Below are 14,758 nucleotides of genomic sequence, written 5' to 3'. Positions count from 1 at the left end.
CATGTATGACGCGATTGCGCATTACTTAACCCATCTGATCTACGGTTACTACCCCTATCTCGCTGGCACGGTGTTTCTGCTGGGTAGCCTGCTCCGTTTCGATCATGGTCAGTACACCTGGAAGACCGGTTCTAGCCAGATGCTCTCTTCAAAGAATATGCGCCTGGGCAGCAACCTGTTTCATATCGGTATTATCGTGATTTTCTTCGGCCATCTGGTAGGCATGCTCACTCCGCACTGGGTCTATGAACCGTTCCTGCACGCTGGCACTAAGCAGCTAGTGGCTATCGTGGTGGGCGGTATTGCCGGTGCCATGTGCGTGGTGGGCGGCGCCATGTTGCTCTATCGGCGCCTGGCCAACCCTCGCGTAAAGGCATCGTCGAGCATGATGGATACCTTGATCCTGGGCTTGATCGTCTTACAAGCGTGCCTGGGTATGGTGACCATCATCTTCTCGCTGGGCCATATGGACGGCGAAATGATGCTGACACTCTCCAGCTGGGCGCAGTCGATTGTCTTCTTCAGCGGCGGTGCGGCGGACTACATGCAGGAAGTGTCGTGGATCTACAAACTGCATATCTTTATCGGCTTAACCATCATCCTGCTGTTCCCGTTTTCGCGGCTGGTGCATGTGTGGAGCGCGCCGTTTGGCTATGTGACTCGTCGTTATCAGCTTGTCCGCCGCCGCGGCTAACAACTGCTTGTGCTCGGCCAGGCCTAGAGGAGAAATAACATGCAGATGATTGATATCGAACAGTTACCTGGGGGCGTCGCTGCGCCTCCGGTACGCGTCGGCGACACCCCTATCGATGAAGCAACGATTGCGTTGGAGATGCAGTACCACCCCGCCGAAACGGCGGGGGAGGCTCAGCTTCAGGCAGCCCGGGCGTTGGTGGTCAGAGAGCTGCTGCGCCAGCGTGCTAGCGTCCTGGGCCTACTATCGACACAGGAAGTTAGCGAAGCACAGGAAGACGCGGCGATTGCTGCCCTGCTCGAACAGGAGCTTGATGTGCCGGAACCGGGGGAAGCCGATTGCCAGCGCTTTTTTGAGACCCACCGCGAGCGCTTCAGCGAACCGGTGCAGTTACGCGTTCGGCATATCCTGCTTGCGGCCGCACCCGATGACTCCCAGGGTCGCGACGACGCTTACCAGCTTGGCGAAAAGCTACTCGAACAGCTTAATCAGATACCCGAACGGTTTGCCGAATTTGCTCAGCACCACTCCGCGTGCCCTTCAAAAGAGCTGGATGGTGATTTGGGCTGGTTGGTATCAGGGCAGACGGTTCCAGAGTTGGATCGCGCTTTGCAGCACTTGCCCGAAGGTCTGCACGAGCGCCCCTTGGCGTCTCGCTATGGCTGGCATGTGGTGAGTATTGACGAGCGCAGAGAAGGTAGGGCGTTACCTTTCGATCAAGTTATTGACCGGGTGCGCCATAGCCTACGGGAGCAGGCAACTCGTCGCGCGCTACGTCACTATTTGCTGGCGTTAGAGAGCGAAATAGGCGTCGAAGGGATTGTTCTGGATGACGATGCGGGTGGCAGTTTGATGCAATAGCTTGATGCAACAGTAAGGCTAAGAGGAGAGGTTTGATGTCCCATGTTCCTGTAGATGCACTTTTTACTCCGCTTGGCATCGCGGTGCTAACGGTTTCCGATACGCGTGGATTCGATGAAGATGGCAGCGGTGACCTGCTGGTTAAACGTCTGAATGAAAGCGGCCATGTCCTGTTGGAGAGGCGTATCGTTGTCGATGATACCTACCAGGTTCGCGCCGTTGTCTCGGAGTGGATTGCGAGAACAGATATCCACGCGATTCTGGTTAATGGCGGCACTGGCTTTACCGCTCGGGATACGACTCCCGAGGCGTTGATACCGCTGTTCGACAAAGCGATTGAGGGGTATGGCGAGCTGTTCCGCCACTACTCCCTGAAGACAATCGGCACGGCGACGATCCAGTCTCGCGCCGTGGCAGGGGTGGCCAATCAAACGATGGTGTTTGCAATGCCTGGCTCGCCTAAGGCATGCGCCTTAGCGTGGGACAGAATTATCTCTTTGCAATTGGACGCCCGCACTCGCCCCTGTAACTTTGCCGCCATGGTACTCCCTTCAGTGACTCCCTGCAGCGGACGCCATGCAGCGAGTTTTACCAGTGATCTGGAACCCTTATGAACTGTCACTGCGCAGAAATAGTCACGCCCGGCTTGTTAGATCTGTTTGATGCACGCCAACGGCTTATCGACGCTGCCACGCCCATTAATGCAGTAGAAATCATCACCCTAGAACAAGCGGCGGGTCGAGTGCTGGCAGAAACGCTGGTCGCACCTCTCGATATGCCAGGTGTGGACAATAGCGCCATGGATGGTTATGCGCTGTGTCTGGCGGATTACCAAGCGGCACCTAGCGGCGCGGGCTTACCCATTCTCCAGCGCGTACCAGCTGGTGCAGGCGTCATGCTGCTAGCGGAAGGAGGCTGCGCGCGTATTTTTACCGGCGCGCCGGTGCCCATGGGGGCAGATATTGTGGTGCCTCAAGAGCGGGTAACTCTTGATCAGCGCGGGTATATACACCTCGAGGGTAGCTTGGTGCTAGGCGCTAACATTCGCCGCCAGGGCGAGGAGACTCGCATAGGCACCCCGCTGCTCGCTGCGGGTAAGCTTCTTGATGCCGCGTCGATTGCGCTGCTGGCAAGCCATGGAATCAATACCGTGACTGTCAAACGGCGTCTGAGGGTGGCGCTGCTTTCCACCGGCGATGAGCTGATTGCCCCAGGTACAGTGCGATCACCGGGACAGGTATACGACAGCAACCGCGCCATGCTTAACGTACTGCTAGCGCAAGCTCAGTGCGACGTGCTGGATTTGGGCATCATCGCTGATTCACCGCAGTCATTGCATCAGGCCTTTGAGCACGCACAAACCGTTGCGGATGTGGTGATGTGCACCGGAGGCGTTTCGGTAGGCGAGGAGGATCATGTACGCCCAGTGATCGAGCAGCGCGGTGGCTTACATTTTCATGGTGTCGCCATGAAGCCAGGGAAGCCCTTTGCGTTCGGTTATCTGGGCGCGGAGCCTGCCTCTTCCACACCGTTAATGGCGCTGCCGGGTAATCCTGTGGCCTCCCTGGTGGGCTGGCAGCTGCTGGCGCTGCCGTTTATCCATGCCATGCAAGGTAGAGCCGTAGCGGCTCTACAGCGTTATCCGGTAAAAGCGGGCTTTTCTCAGCGTGGCCCCCAGGGGCGCTGCGAGCTACTACGGGTGGTGATGGATTGGTCACAGGGGGCTCCCGTGGCGCAGCTAGCGGGCGGGCAGGGCTCACATATGCTCAGCGCGGCTAGCCAGGCCCATGGTTATTTAATGATTAACCCCGCCACGGAGGTAACTGAAGGGGCCACCTATCACTATTACCCCATCAATCAGTTCGCCGCTTGAACAGCTTTTCCTATCGTGGCCACTGACCTCGTTTTTTTTCATAGGAGAGGGTATGTCTTCACAACACAAACCCCGCACACTGATTTATGCCTGCTCCGGCTGCTCTGATGTGGCGCAACTTGCCAATAGCGTTGCCCTGCGTCTTGACCATGCAGGAGAGGCAGAAATGTCCTGCATTGCTGGTGTGGGCGGTGGTGTGCCCGGTCTGGTGCGCATTGCCCGCTCAGGGCGCCCTATTGTAGCCATTGACGGGTGCCAGATGCACTGCGCCAGCCACTGTCTCGCCAAAGCGGATGTGATACCCACAGAGCACGTAAAGCTATATGAAAACGGCCTGCGCAAGCGGCGGGGCCAGTTTTATGATGAGCAAACAATCATCGACGTCACCGCAGAAGTAAAAGAACTCATTGCACGGCTGCCCGTTAATGCCAATACCCAAGAGGAACCCATGGAATGAGTGCGCTAGTCGATGGGTATGGCCGTACGGTGCGTTACCTGCGTATATCGGTAACTGATCGTTGTGATTTTCGCTGTGTGTACTGCATGGCTGAGGAAATGACCTTTCTGCCACGCGCCCAACTGCTTACCCTTGAGGAGATAGCCGCGCTTTCACAGGCATTTGTCGAGCTGGGTGTGGAGAAAATCCGCCTAACTGGCGGTGAGCCGCTGGTACGCCAGGGCGTACTCACGCTAGTGCAAAAACTCGGTGCATTGGAAGGTCTGCGCGAGCTGGCGATGACCACCAACGGCTCAGGGTTGGTCAAGCATGCCAATGCTTTGCGGCAAGGCGGGCTACATCGGCTCAATATTAGCCTCGACTCGCTCAAGCCCGAACGCTTTAAAGCATTAACCCGGACGGGGGATCTTGATCAGGTGATCGCGGGTATCCGTGCAGCGCGCCGCGCTGGCTTTCAGTCGATTAAGCTCAACGCCGTATTGCTCAAGGGGCGCAATGACGACGAAATTATCGACTTGGTAAACTTTGCCCGGGATGAACAAGTCGATATAAGCTTTATTGAGGAGATGCCGCTGGGCGCTATCAGCGAGCATAACCGTGGTGAAACCTTTCTTTCCACCGATGCGGTACGCGAGACCATAGAAAACCACTATCAACTCTTACCCACCACCGAGACCACCCTAGGGCCATCCCGTTATTACCGCATGGTAGACAGCCAGTCGAGGATTGGCTTTATTTCTCCCCATAGCCACAATTTCTGCTCTGCCTGTAATCGTGTTCGGGTGACGGCTGAAGGGCGACTACTCCTTTGCTTGGGCAATGAGCACTCGGTAGATTTACGCGCCGTAATGCGACGTTATCCGGGTGATACCCAGCGGCTTAAATCGAGCATTGTGGCGGCAATGAAGAAAAAACCTGAGCGCCATCACTTCACGACGGATGGTGAAGTTCAAATAGTGAGGTTTATGAATGCAACAGGCGGGTAATACGATTCGGTCAGCGTTCAAAGCTAGCAGGGGCTAGTGGTGAATAGCGCTTTCCGTTAAGCTCCTCGACAATTTTTTATTTTTGGTTGCGTTGAGGTGATTGTATGTGGAGCCTGCTAAGGCTGTCTGCAATATCACTATCAGTACTCATGATAGCTGGTTGCTCAGATCCCAAAATTGATACTAGCTCCATGCCTGCGTCGGTTGTCTCGGTTGAGAAAGTGCGTAACTCCTTGCCCACCTACAAGCGCGATGAGTTTGATCAAGGCTTGATCATTATTGCCACGTCGACGTCGTTTAGTGGTATCGATATTCTCAACCCCCACCGCATGAATGCCGCTGAGATCGCCGAAACTGCCAATGTGCAAATGCATGGGTTAACGGGGGATCAGGTGATTCAGCGTGCCGATCAAATTCTGCGCGAGCGTCGGGCACGCGAACGCGAACAGGCTATTCGCACCTTAAAGCGGCTGGAAGAGAAGCGTGCAAAAGCCACCAGTGATCAGCAGCAGTTAGCGCGGTTTACCATTGACAGTGCTCGCTATTACATTGGCTCAAGCCCTTATGGCGCTCCGGAACCGGTGATTGATCTTACAGTGACCAATGACACGGATCAGGCCATTTCTGAGCTTCTGTTGAGGGGCGTGGTGACGAGCCCTGATCACTCAGCAGCTTGGGTAGACGAAACGTTTTACTACGTTGTTCCTGGTGGCATTGAGCCTGGTGAAACACTGGAGTGGAGCCTTGCGCCTAACCGCTTTGGCCCATGGGGGAATGCTCAAATACCCAGCGATGCAGAGCTGACGGTCACCTTGCAAGGGTTGAAAGGGCTTGATGAGCAGCCATTATGGGACTCCCCTGAGCTAACGGAACACGAACTGGCCAGGCTTGAGCAACTGCAGAAGGAGTATGGTGGCATTGCTTTCTCCCGTTTGGAGTGAGCCTTGTGTGGAGTAAGCGATGCAAAAACCACAGCGCCCTAGCGGTTATCCGATAGGGCGCAAACATCTCAACACTGTTTAGCTGAAGTGAGAAAAATGGCAGCCAAGGCTTACCGTGGGGCTAGCCAGCCATCAGCGTATCGATAAAAATTTTACCGGCGATACTTGCCAGCAGCAGCATAACCAAATTATCGAACCAGCGGTGGGGCAGCCGATTACCCAGGCGGGCGCCTAGGGGCATGGCGGCGAGTATCACCACAAGGGCAAGAATACTAAACAAAAAGCGTTCCAGGGTTAAAATGCCCGCGTTTAAAAGCGCCGGTATTTGAACACTGGTAATGGCGACGAAGAAGACCGAGATGGAGCCAATAAATACGCTTCGTTTCAACTGCATCGCATTGAGAAACGTAACCGAGGCTGGCGCCGACATGCCTGCAGCGCCTTGAAGCACGCCAGCGAGTAGGCCAATAGGGATCACTAGTCGCGCAGCGATATTAAAAGGCAGGGCGATACGACGTTTCATCACTTTGATGATCAGGTAAAGCACGATCACACCCGCGACACCCAGTGACAGTATTTCGGGAGATAAAACGACTAATCCCCAAGTGCCCAGAACGATGCCTAGCCCGCCAGCAATGGAGAAAGCTGCCAAGAAGCGCAAGGGTAGTAGGTGGCGTCGATATTGCCATACCTGTAAAGCATTACTAAATAGGTTAGGCGCGACTAATAGAGCGATAGCGAGTTGAACGTCGTACAGCATGGTGAGAATGGGTACGACAATAACCGGGACACCTGAACCGATGGCGCCTTTGACGATACCTGCAACGAGTAGCGCTATAAACGCAATTAACAGCATAAGGTTACCGGCCCTTTTTAGCGCACAGCCGCCACGCAACCGGCAGCTGTGCGTATTGATTTTCTTCAGGATTAGGTTTTGTCTGAAAAGTCGGCGAGCGAAGGCCAGACAAGGCAAAAATCGGCGAAAAGACGGAGTTTACGTTGTGTAAATGAGTACTTTGAGCCGATTTTTAACGCCGTATGGTCGAGCGCAGCCAGTTTTCAGGCAGAGCCTAAACGCTGTTATTTCAGCACATAGCAGGGCACATAGTGCTGGCCATCGAGTTTCATGCGCCCTTGGGCTACAAACGAGGTGAGTAGCTCGTCAAGGCGTTGCATTAGTTCGGGCTCTGCGGTCAGTACAAAGGGGCCATGAGCTTCAATGGCTCGAATGCCAGCCTCTTTGACGTTGCCTGCGACGATCCCCGAGAAAGCGCGGCGCAGATTAGCAGCGAGCTCATGGGTAGGCTGCTGGCGGTGGAGCGCTAAGCCACGCATGGCGTCGTGTGTCGGTTCAAAGGTTGCCTGGAAGTCGCGCGCAATGGTCAATCGCCAGTTGTAGTAGAAAGCATCCTGATGGGTGCGCCGGAATTCAGCGATCTCATCGATGCCGTGGCGCATGGTGCGTGCAACCGAGACCGGATCGCCGGTAATGATGGTGTAGTAACGGCGGATATCCTCACCGAGGGTATAGACCAGAAATTCATCAATTTTCTGAAAGTAGGCCGCAGAATCAGCAGGGCCAGTGAAAATTAACGGAAAAGGAATATCCTGGTTGCTGGGGTGCAGCAGAATGCCCAGCAGATAGAGAATCTCTTCTGCGGTGCCCACCCCGCCAGGAAACACAATAATGCCATGGCCCAGGCGCACAAAGGCTTCCAAGCGTTTTTCAATGTCTGGCATGACAACCAGTTCATTGACGATGGGGTTAGGCGCTTCGGCAGCGATAATGCCGGGCTCTGAAACACCCAAATAGCGGCCTTCTTTACGCCGCTGCTTGGCATGGGCAACGTTCGCGCCTTTCATGGGGCCTTTCATTGCGCCAGGGCCACAGCCGGTACAAATATCTAAATCGCGCAGACCCAAGTGATAGCCCACATCTTTGGTATATTCGTACTCTTCCCGGGAGATAGAGTGACCGCCCCAGCACACCACCAGGCTAGGGTCGCGGCCGGGTTTGAGCGTGCCCGCTTTGCGCAGAATATGGAAGACCGCATTGGTGGTGCCTTCTCCCGTACTCAGGTCAAAACGATTGTGGTGCTGAATCTCATTGTAGACGTAAACGATGTCGCGAATGATCGAGGATAGATGCTCGCGGATACCGCGAATCATGCGGCCATCTACAAAGGCTTCGGCGGGGGCGTTAGTGAGCTTTAAGCGAATGCCGCGGTCTTGCTGCAGCACTTCAATATCGAAATCTTTATAGGCTTCTAAAATCGCCAGGCTATCGTCGCTGGGATTACCGCAATTGAGTACTGCCAACGCACAGCGCCGAAGAAGGTCGTGCAGACCGCTTTGAGAAGTTTTATGCAGTCGATTAACTTCATGCTGAGAGAGTACTTCGAGGCTCCCCTCGGGGGAAATGATGCTGGAAAGAGTGGCGCGAGGTTGAACGTTTTCGGTCATTAGCGGGGCTGTCCCTAATCGTTTGATGTCTCTTGGCATATTACCACGCCCAAGCGGTGGGTACAGCGCAGCGGCTGGCTCGCCGGGGTGTGCTATTATGAGGTCTATTTTATAGGGCGGCGGCAATAGCGTTTTTTGTTAGTTACTAAACTGTTGCCTAAAGCGGGTTCTCAAAGAGAGCTGCTAAAGACCGTTATCAAAGACCATGGCGCTTCACTATGTTCAATGCCCACTATTTTCGTACTTTTATTACGCTTGTTGAAACAGGCAGTTTTACCCGTACGGCGCAACGTTTAGAAATGACCCAGCCGGGCGTAAGCCAGCATGTACGCAAGTTAGAAGACTATTTAAATAAAGAGCTGCTAGAGCGCAAGGGGCGTAGCTTTACATTAACCGAATCGGGGCGGCGTGCTTACGATTACGCTTTAAAGTTATTTGCTGAGCATGAACAGTTCCGTCACGGGCTAGACGATGACTCTTTGGATAGCGGTGACTGCCGCATTGCCTCGCCGGGTAGCGTTGGCCTGATGTTCTATCCGTATATATTGGGGCAGCAGCAAATGCACCCCAATTTAACGGTCAACTATAGCTTTGCGTTCAACCACGAAATCGTCAATGACCTGCTTGAAGGGCGTTATGACATCGGGATAGTCACCGAGGCAATGCGGCACCCTGAGCTTAGCTGCAGCATTTGGCATGAAGAACCGCTCTGCTTGGTGGTGCCTGCAGATTTTGCGGGCAGCACGTTATCAGATTTAATGGGCATCGGCTTTCTCAATTATTACGACGGCATTAACCATGCCAATGCACTGCTGCGAGCCAATTACCCCGACGAGTTTCGCTCAATGACCCATTTCCGCCATCAAGGCTTTACCAATGAAGTCAGCATGGTGCTGGATGCAGTGGCCAGGGGATTGGGCTTTAGCGTGGTATCGCGATTGGTATTGGAAACTTCGCCTTGGCAGCGCCAGGTAAAAGCGTTGAACCTGCCCAATGCGGTCAATGAAGTGCTCTATTTGCTGCGCCGCCGCGACTCGGTGCTGCCTAAGCGCTACGCGAAGCTGTTAGACGGTTTTCACGCTCAGCGTCTGCAAGAAAAAACGCCCTTGATGCCGTCTAATTGATTAGGCACCAAGGGCGTTTTCGTTACTTAGAGCGCTATCGCTTCACATCTTGCCAGCTTTGCCGCTAGTTGCGATATTCGTCGATGCTAGGGCAGGAGCAGATTAACTGACGGTCACCGAAAACGTTATCGACGCGGTTAACGGCGGGCCAGTATTTAGCGGCTTGAACAGCCGCGGTCGGGAAGGCGGCCAACTGGCGGTCATAAGGCCGCTGCCAGTCGCTATCCATTAGATCCGCCTGGGTATGTGGCGCATTGACCAGCGGATTATTATCCAACGGCCATTCGCCGCTCTCCACTCGGGCGATCTCGTCACGAATGGCAATCATCGCATCGCAGAAACGGTCGATTTCATACAGCGACTCAGACTCAGTCGGCTCGATCATCAGCGTGCCCGGCACTGGGAACGACATGGTTGGTGCGTGAAAACCGTAATCCATCAAACGCTTGGCGATATCCTCCTCGCTAATCCCAGAGGCCGCTTTGAGCGGACGAATATCGATTATGCATTCGTGGGCAACGGTACCGTTCTGACCGCGGTATAGAATCGGGAATGCCGCTTCCAATCGTTTGGCAATGTAATTGGCGTTTAGGATGGCAAGCTCGGTAGCTTCCCGCAGCCCGCGGGCACCCATCATCTTAATGTAGGCCCAGGAAATGGGCAGAATGGAAGCACTGCCGAAGGCAGCCGCGGAGACTGCACCGCTATCAGTGTTGACGCCGTTGATAGGTGTTACCACATGGTTTGAAACGTAGGGCACCAAGTGGGCTTTCACGCCGATAGGGCCCATGCCCGGGCCGCCGCCACCGTGGGGAATACAGAACGTTTTGTGCAGGTTAAGGTGAGACACATCGCCGCCAAAATCGCCAGGACGGGTTAACCCTACCTGGGCGTTCATATTGGCGCCATCGATATACACCTGACCACCGTTGTCGTGAACGATCTTGCACGCTTCGCGTACGCTGGTTTCAAACACCCCGTGTGTGGATGGGTAGGTCAGCATAATGGCGGAGAGCTTATCGCTATGCTGTTCAGCTTTAGCGCGTAAGTCCGCTATGTCGATATTGCCGTTTTGATCGCACTCGACCACCACCACCTTCATTTGCACCATGGCTGCCGAGGCAGGGTTGGTGCCGTGGGCAGAGCTTGGAATCAAGCAGACATCGCGATGACCTTCGCCTTGGGCCGCTTGGTAACGACGAATTGCCACAAGGCCAGCATATTCACCCTGAGCGCCGGAGTTAGGCTGCATCGAGAGGTGATCGTAACCGGTGACTTCGACCAGGAAGGCCGAGAGCTCGTCGATCATTTGATGATAGCCAGCCACCTGGTCGCGAGGTGCAAAGGGGTGAAGGTGCGCAAACGAGGGCCAGGAGACGGGGATCATTTCGCTGGTGGCGTTGAGCTTCATGGTGCAGGAGCCGAGCGGGATCATTGCATGGGCAAGCGACAGATCCTTATTCTCCAGACGCTTTAAGTAGCGCAGCATTTCGGTTTCGCTGCGGTAGCGGTTAAAGGTGGGATGGCTCAAGAAGTCGCTTTCGCGCTGGCATGCCGCGGGAATGCCGGAAGCGCCGCTAGCTACCACTTGCTCGTCCAATACTGCAACGGCAAGGCCGTGCTCATCGCCCAGCAGCACATCAAACAATGTGGCTACATCGTGGGCGGTGGTGGTTTCATCCAGGCTAATACCGACATCGCCATTGCCGAAGTAGTGCAGATTAATATCATGGGTCATGGCTCGGCCATGGATCTTACCTGCATCAACACCTGTCAGACGTAGCGTATCAAACCAGCTGTCATGAGCGAGCGATACGCCTGCCTGCTTAAGGCCTTCGGCAAGCAGGGTGGCTAGGCGATGAACGCGGCCGGCAATTTTGCGCAACCCTTCTGCACCGTGATAGGTGGCATAAAAGCCTGCGATGTTGGCCAGAAGCGCCTGGGCGGTACAGATATTGGACGTCGCTTTCTCGCGGCGGATATGCTGCTCGCGGGTCTGCATTGCCATGCGCAGGGCGGTGTTGCCACGGCTATCTTTTGATACGCCGATGATACGCCCAGGAATTGAGCGCTTGAGCTTGTCGGATGTAGCAAAGAACGCCGCGTGAGGGCCACCAAAGCCCATGGGTACGCCAAAGCGTTGGGAGTTGCCCACCACAATATCCGCGCCCAGCTGGCCGGGTTCTTTAAGCAGCACCAGACTCAAAAGATCGCTGGCCACGCAGGTCATTATATTGCGCTCAGCCGCGGCGCTTAATAGCGGTGCCAGATCGCGCACTTCACCACTGGCAGAGGGGTACTGAACCAGGGCTCCAAACACATCGTGGCTGGCCAACTCTTCTGCAGGGCCGGTGATCAGCTCAAAGCCAAAGAACTCGGCACGGGTTTTAACGACATCCAGCGTTTGCGGGAAAACATCGTCGGCGACGAAAAAAGCGTTGGATTTGCTTTTCTTATTACCACGCTTACACAGCGCCATGGCTTCGGCGGCAGCGGTGGCTTCGTCGAGCAGCGACGCATTAGCCAGCTCCATGCCGGTTAAATCCATGACCACCTGCTGGAAGTTAAGCAAGCCTTCCAGGCGTCCTTGAGAAATCTCCGGCTGGTAGGGGGTGTAGGCCGTGTACCAGCCTGGGTTTTCCAATACGTTGCGCTGAATCACCGCGGGCATATGGGTGCCGTAATAGCCCTGGCCAATATAGCTCTTAGCCACGCGGTTCTGGCGCGCGAGCTGCGCTAGGTACTCTAGCGCCTCTGATTCGCTACGCGGTTCATCAAGCGCTAGCTCACGGCCAAGACGGATATCGCTCGGCACGGTCTGTTCAATCAGATCTTCCATGTGCTGCATGTTGAGCGCTTTTAACATGGTGGCCACGTCATCTTGACTTGGACCATTATGACGTTTGATAAAAGCATCGTGATCGGCCAGCTCGGCCAGACGGCGTGTTTCAAGAGACATGAAGAAGATTCCGGACGTTAAGAGAGAACCGTGCAGGGCGTTAAGCGAAGAGCCTGCCATAAAGGATAAAGGCAGGCCCTAATATATGATTCAGCTACCGCCTTTAGTCGTCGGCGCTTAGCGTTGCTTGATAGGCATCTGCGTCGAGCAGGCCATCAAGTGAGTCGCTGTCTAAACGCACTTTCATAATCCAGCCACCTTCGTAAGGCGCTTCATTGACTGTTTCAGGGGCGTCTTCAAGAGCGTCATTGACCTCAATGACTTCGCCAACAACCGGTGAGTAGAGATCAGAAGCAGCTTTTACCGATTCGATAACGCCAAACTCTTGCCCTTTGTTCAGCGCTGTTCCCACTTCAGGCAGTTCAACAAACACGACATCGCCGAGCGCCTGCTGGGCGTGATCAGTTATACCCACGGTTACGGTGCCGTCCTTATTATCCAGCACCCACTCGTGGCTTTCTGCGTAACGAAGATTGGTAGGAAGATTGCTCATGGTGTTTTCCTATATGAAACAGTTTTCTGGGCCCGAGCATACTAGCGGTTGTCGTTCGCCTTGGCGACTAGTGACTGGGGTAGATCGAGCGAATAAGCAAGCATGTTAACGTGTTTCCAATCGGAAACAAATTTCTTCGTTGCTTCAAAGCTTGCTTGGTGGCGTTATCGGTTCAGCTACTTTTCGCCGGGTTTGTGCAGAAGATCGGGTTATGAAAAAAGCGGTATCCTCTATGCACAAGCGACATCACCCTAGATGCTAGCTAAGTTTATGGTGTAAAACATTCAAATCGTGCGCTAACCAACAATAGCGTCGTTAGGACTAGCCCGTAATCGCAACAAGCCAATAATACACACCAATATTGCATACCAACAAAGCGAGGAGATGAACATGGAAGCATTAACTAGCCTCTTAGGGGCGATCAACGGCGTGGTCTGGGGGCCCGTCATGTTGATTCTGCTACTCGGTGTGGGGATCTACCTGCAGCTTGGCTTGAAACTGATGCCGATTAGAAAGCTCGGCATGGGCTTCAAGCTAATGTGGGCGGGGCGTGATGCGAAACCTGGGGTGGGTAAAGCGGCAGCTGCCAAAGAGGGAGACGAAGGGGAAATATCTCCTTTTAATGCCTTGATGACCGCACTCTCTGCGACCATCGGTACCGGTAATATTGCCGGTGTCGCCACAGCCATCGCGTTAGGTGGCCCTGGCGCTGTGTTTTGGATGTGGATTACCGCACTGGTGGGTATGGCCACTAAATTTGCTGAAGCGGTGCTGGCCGTGCGCTATCGTGAAACCGATAGCACTGGTTACCACGTGGGCGGGCCGATGTTTTACATCAAGAATGGCCTGGGTAAAAAGTGGCTATGGTTGGGCGGCCTGTTCTCATTTTTTGGCGCTGTCGCAGCCTTCGGGATCGGCAATACCGTTCAGTCCAACTCCGTTGCTGACGCCATGGACGCCACCTTCGGCGTGCCGCACTGGCTCACGGGTGTGGTCATTATGGTGCTGGCTGGCGCGGTGATTCTGGGCGGTATCAAGCGTATTGCTAAAGTGGCGGGCAAGTTGGTGCCGATTATGGGCATTGCCTACGTAGTGGCTGGCTTGTTGGTATTGATCGTCAATGCCGGGCAGATCGGTGAAGCTTTTGGTTTGATCTTCTACTATGCCTTCAACCCCATGGCGGCCGCAGGTGGTTTCGCGGGCGCCGCCGTCATGGCGGCGATTCGTTTTGGTGTGGCACGCGGGATCTTCTCCAACGAAGCGGGTTTGGGTAGTGCGCCGATCGCGCACGCGGCGGCCAAAACCAAAAATCCAGTGCGCCAAGGCTTAATCGCGATGTTGGGCACTTTTATCGATACCATTCTTGTGTGCACGATTACTGCGTTGGTGATTTTGACCTCAACGGTTTGGCAAGAGGGTGAAGCGGGGGCGTCGCTGACCGCGCTTTCGTTTGACGCTGCACTGCCTGGCTTTGGCAATCAGATTGTCGCCATTGCGTTGGCGATTTTTGCCTTTACCACCATCCTAGGCTGGTCATTTTACGGTGAGAAGTGCTGCCAGTTCCTGTTTGGCACTCGCTCTATTATGATCTATCGGGTGCTGTTCGTACTGGCCATCCCGCTGGGCGCCATCGCTCAACTGGGCTTTATCTGGCTCATGGCGGATACCTTCAACGCCATGATGGCGATCCCGAACCTGATTGCCTTGGCACTGCTTTCGCCGGTAGTCTTTAAGCTAACCAAGGACTATTTCGACGGCAAAGACGTATTGCCGGGTGAAGCACTGGATCACGACCAATAATACCCGCAGCGCGTTCATCGGCGCTGTAGGTGAACGTGAATAACAGGAGAGTCGGGAAGGCACTTAATCAGTGGCTTCCCGTTCTCTTTTTTGAGCGAACACTTTTA

The 14,758-nt window shown here is 54.5% G+C and carries 13 protein-coding genes; 9 read left to right on the top strand and 4 right to left on the bottom strand.

All coding sequences use genetic code 11. The features are described from left to right. The first annotated feature begins 1 nt into the window (after position 1). The 7 genes from narI to AC4EYZ_RS25205 all read left to right on the top strand — a co-directional run bounded on the left by narI (position 2) and on the right by AC4EYZ_RS25205 (position 5,812). The gene (gene narI / locus AC4EYZ_RS25235; protein WP_039858452.1) at positions 2-694 is read left to right on the top strand and encodes a respiratory nitrate reductase subunit gamma; all 693 of its coding nucleotides are present in this window, start codon (positions 2-4) and stop codon (positions 692-694) included. A gap of 39 nt (positions 695-733) precedes the next feature. Then, positions 734-1,555 (top strand): peptidylprolyl isomerase, encoded by an 822-nt coding sequence (locus AC4EYZ_RS25230; RefSeq protein WP_474192357.1) that lies wholly within the window; start codon positions 734-736, stop codon positions 1,553-1,555. A gap of 35 nt (positions 1,556-1,590) precedes the next feature. Next, the gene (moaB, locus tag AC4EYZ_RS25225) at positions 1,591-2,169 is read left to right on the top strand and encodes a molybdenum cofactor biosynthesis protein B (RefSeq protein WP_474192358.1); all 579 of its coding nucleotides are present in this window, start codon (positions 1,591-1,593) and stop codon (positions 2,167-2,169) included. Beyond that, positions 2,166-3,428 (top strand): molybdopterin molybdotransferase MoeA, encoded by a 1,263-nt coding sequence (locus AC4EYZ_RS25220; RefSeq protein WP_474192359.1) that lies wholly within the window; start codon positions 2,166-2,168, stop codon positions 3,426-3,428. Before moaB ends, AC4EYZ_RS25220 begins: the two co-directional genes overlap by 4 nt. Positions 3,429-3,480: 52 nt before the next feature. Continuing rightward, positions 3,481-3,885, top strand: a complete 405-nt coding sequence (locus AC4EYZ_RS25215; protein WP_009286657.1) for a putative zinc-binding protein — start codon at positions 3,481-3,483, stop codon at positions 3,883-3,885. Then, positions 3,882-4,871, top strand: coding sequence for a GTP 3',8-cyclase MoaA (moaA, locus tag AC4EYZ_RS25210; protein WP_022523526.1), 990 nt, complete (start codon positions 3,882-3,884; stop codon positions 4,869-4,871). The genes AC4EYZ_RS25215 and moaA overlap by 4 nt, the downstream gene beginning before the upstream one ends. 104 nt (positions 4,872-4,975) lie before the next feature. Then, positions 4,976-5,812 (top strand): DUF6694 family lipoprotein, encoded by an 837-nt coding sequence (locus tag AC4EYZ_RS25205; RefSeq protein ID WP_009286659.1) that lies wholly within the window; start codon positions 4,976-4,978, stop codon positions 5,810-5,812. A 121-nt stretch (positions 5,813-5,933) separates the two neighbouring features. Here AC4EYZ_RS25205 and AC4EYZ_RS25200 read toward each other — a convergent pair whose 3' ends face one another. Then, positions 5,934-6,668: a sulfite exporter TauE/SafE family protein gene (locus AC4EYZ_RS25200; protein ID WP_233974000.1), complete on the bottom strand. Its 735-nt coding sequence runs from the start codon at positions 6,666-6,668 to the stop codon at positions 5,934-5,936. 224 nt (positions 6,669-6,892) lie between these two features. Further along, positions 6,893-8,275, bottom strand: coding sequence for a nucleotide 5'-monophosphate nucleosidase PpnN (gene ppnN, locus AC4EYZ_RS25195; RefSeq protein ID WP_022523522.1), 1,383 nt, complete (start codon positions 8,273-8,275; stop codon positions 6,893-6,895). Between the two features lie 218 nt (positions 8,276-8,493). On the opposite strand from ppnN, the gene AC4EYZ_RS25190 reads away from it, so the two are divergent. Next, positions 8,494-9,399 (top strand): LysR family transcriptional regulator, encoded by a 906-nt coding sequence (locus AC4EYZ_RS25190; protein WP_009286662.1) that lies wholly within the window; start codon positions 8,494-8,496, stop codon positions 9,397-9,399. Between the two features lie 64 nt (positions 9,400-9,463). Here AC4EYZ_RS25190 and gcvP read toward each other — a convergent pair whose 3' ends face one another. Both gcvP and gcvH read right to left on the bottom strand, forming a co-directional pair. Continuing rightward, positions 9,464-12,358 carry an aminomethyl-transferring glycine dehydrogenase gene (gcvP, locus tag AC4EYZ_RS25185; RefSeq protein ID WP_414120263.1) on the bottom strand — a complete coding sequence of 965 codons (2,895 nt, stop codon included), beginning with the start codon at positions 12,356-12,358 and terminating at the stop codon, positions 9,464-9,466. A 103-nt stretch (positions 12,359-12,461) separates the two neighbouring features. Then, positions 12,462-12,851 (bottom strand): glycine cleavage system protein GcvH, encoded by a 390-nt coding sequence (gcvH, locus tag AC4EYZ_RS25180; RefSeq protein ID WP_022523520.1) that lies wholly within the window; start codon positions 12,849-12,851, stop codon positions 12,462-12,464. Between the two features lie 390 nt (positions 12,852-13,241). On the opposite strand from gcvH, the gene AC4EYZ_RS25175 reads away from it, so the two are divergent. Then, positions 13,242-14,651 (top strand): alanine/glycine:cation symporter family protein, encoded by a 1,410-nt coding sequence (locus AC4EYZ_RS25175; protein WP_022523519.1) that lies wholly within the window; start codon positions 13,242-13,244, stop codon positions 14,649-14,651. The last annotated feature ends 107 nt before the right edge of the window (positions 14,652-14,758 follow it).

This window comes from Vreelandella sp. 162(4c), from assembly GCF_058152265.1.
The sequence above is the reverse complement of the archived record's forward strand: the minus strand, read 5'-3'. Positions and strand labels throughout refer to the sequence as shown.

What these genes read in the sequence shown, in the direction of transcription:
- narI (WP_039858452.1), top strand. Translation starts at nt 2, where the DNA reads ATGTATGACGCGATTGCGCATTACTTAACCCATCTGATCTACGGTTAC.
- AC4EYZ_RS25220 (WP_474192359.1), top strand. Translation starts at nt 2,166, where the DNA reads ATGAACTGTCACTGCGCAGAAATAGTCACGCCCGGCTTGTTAGATCTG.
- ppnN (WP_022523522.1), bottom strand. Translation starts at nt 8,275, where the DNA reads ATGACCGAAAACGTTCAACCTCGCGCCACTCTTTCCAGCATCATTTCC.
- AC4EYZ_RS25215 (WP_009286657.1), top strand. Translation starts at nt 3,481, where the DNA reads ATGTCTTCACAACACAAACCCCGCACACTGATTTATGCCTGCTCCGGC.
- AC4EYZ_RS25205 (WP_009286659.1), top strand. Translation starts at nt 4,976, where the DNA reads ATGTGGAGCCTGCTAAGGCTGTCTGCAATATCACTATCAGTACTCATG.
- AC4EYZ_RS25200 (WP_233974000.1), bottom strand. Translation starts at nt 6,668, where the DNA reads ATGCTGTTAATTGCGTTTATAGCGCTACTCGTTGCAGGTATCGTCAAA.
- gcvH (WP_022523520.1), bottom strand. Translation starts at nt 12,851, where the DNA reads ATGAGCAATCTTCCTACCAATCTTCGTTACGCAGAAAGCCACGAGTGG.
- AC4EYZ_RS25190 (WP_009286662.1), top strand. Translation starts at nt 8,494, where the DNA reads ATGTTCAATGCCCACTATTTTCGTACTTTTATTACGCTTGTTGAAACA.
- AC4EYZ_RS25175 (WP_022523519.1), top strand. Translation starts at nt 13,242, where the DNA reads ATGGAAGCATTAACTAGCCTCTTAGGGGCGATCAACGGCGTGGTCTGG.
- gcvP (WP_414120263.1), bottom strand. Translation starts at nt 12,358, where the DNA reads ATGTCTCTTGAAACACGCCGTCTGGCCGAGCTGGCCGATCACGATGCT.
- AC4EYZ_RS25230 (WP_474192357.1), top strand. Translation starts at nt 734, where the DNA reads ATGCAGATGATTGATATCGAACAGTTACCTGGGGGCGTCGCTGCGCCT.
- moaB (WP_474192358.1), top strand. Translation starts at nt 1,591, where the DNA reads ATGTCCCATGTTCCTGTAGATGCACTTTTTACTCCGCTTGGCATCGCG.
- moaA (WP_022523526.1), top strand. Translation starts at nt 3,882, where the DNA reads ATGAGTGCGCTAGTCGATGGGTATGGCCGTACGGTGCGTTACCTGCGT.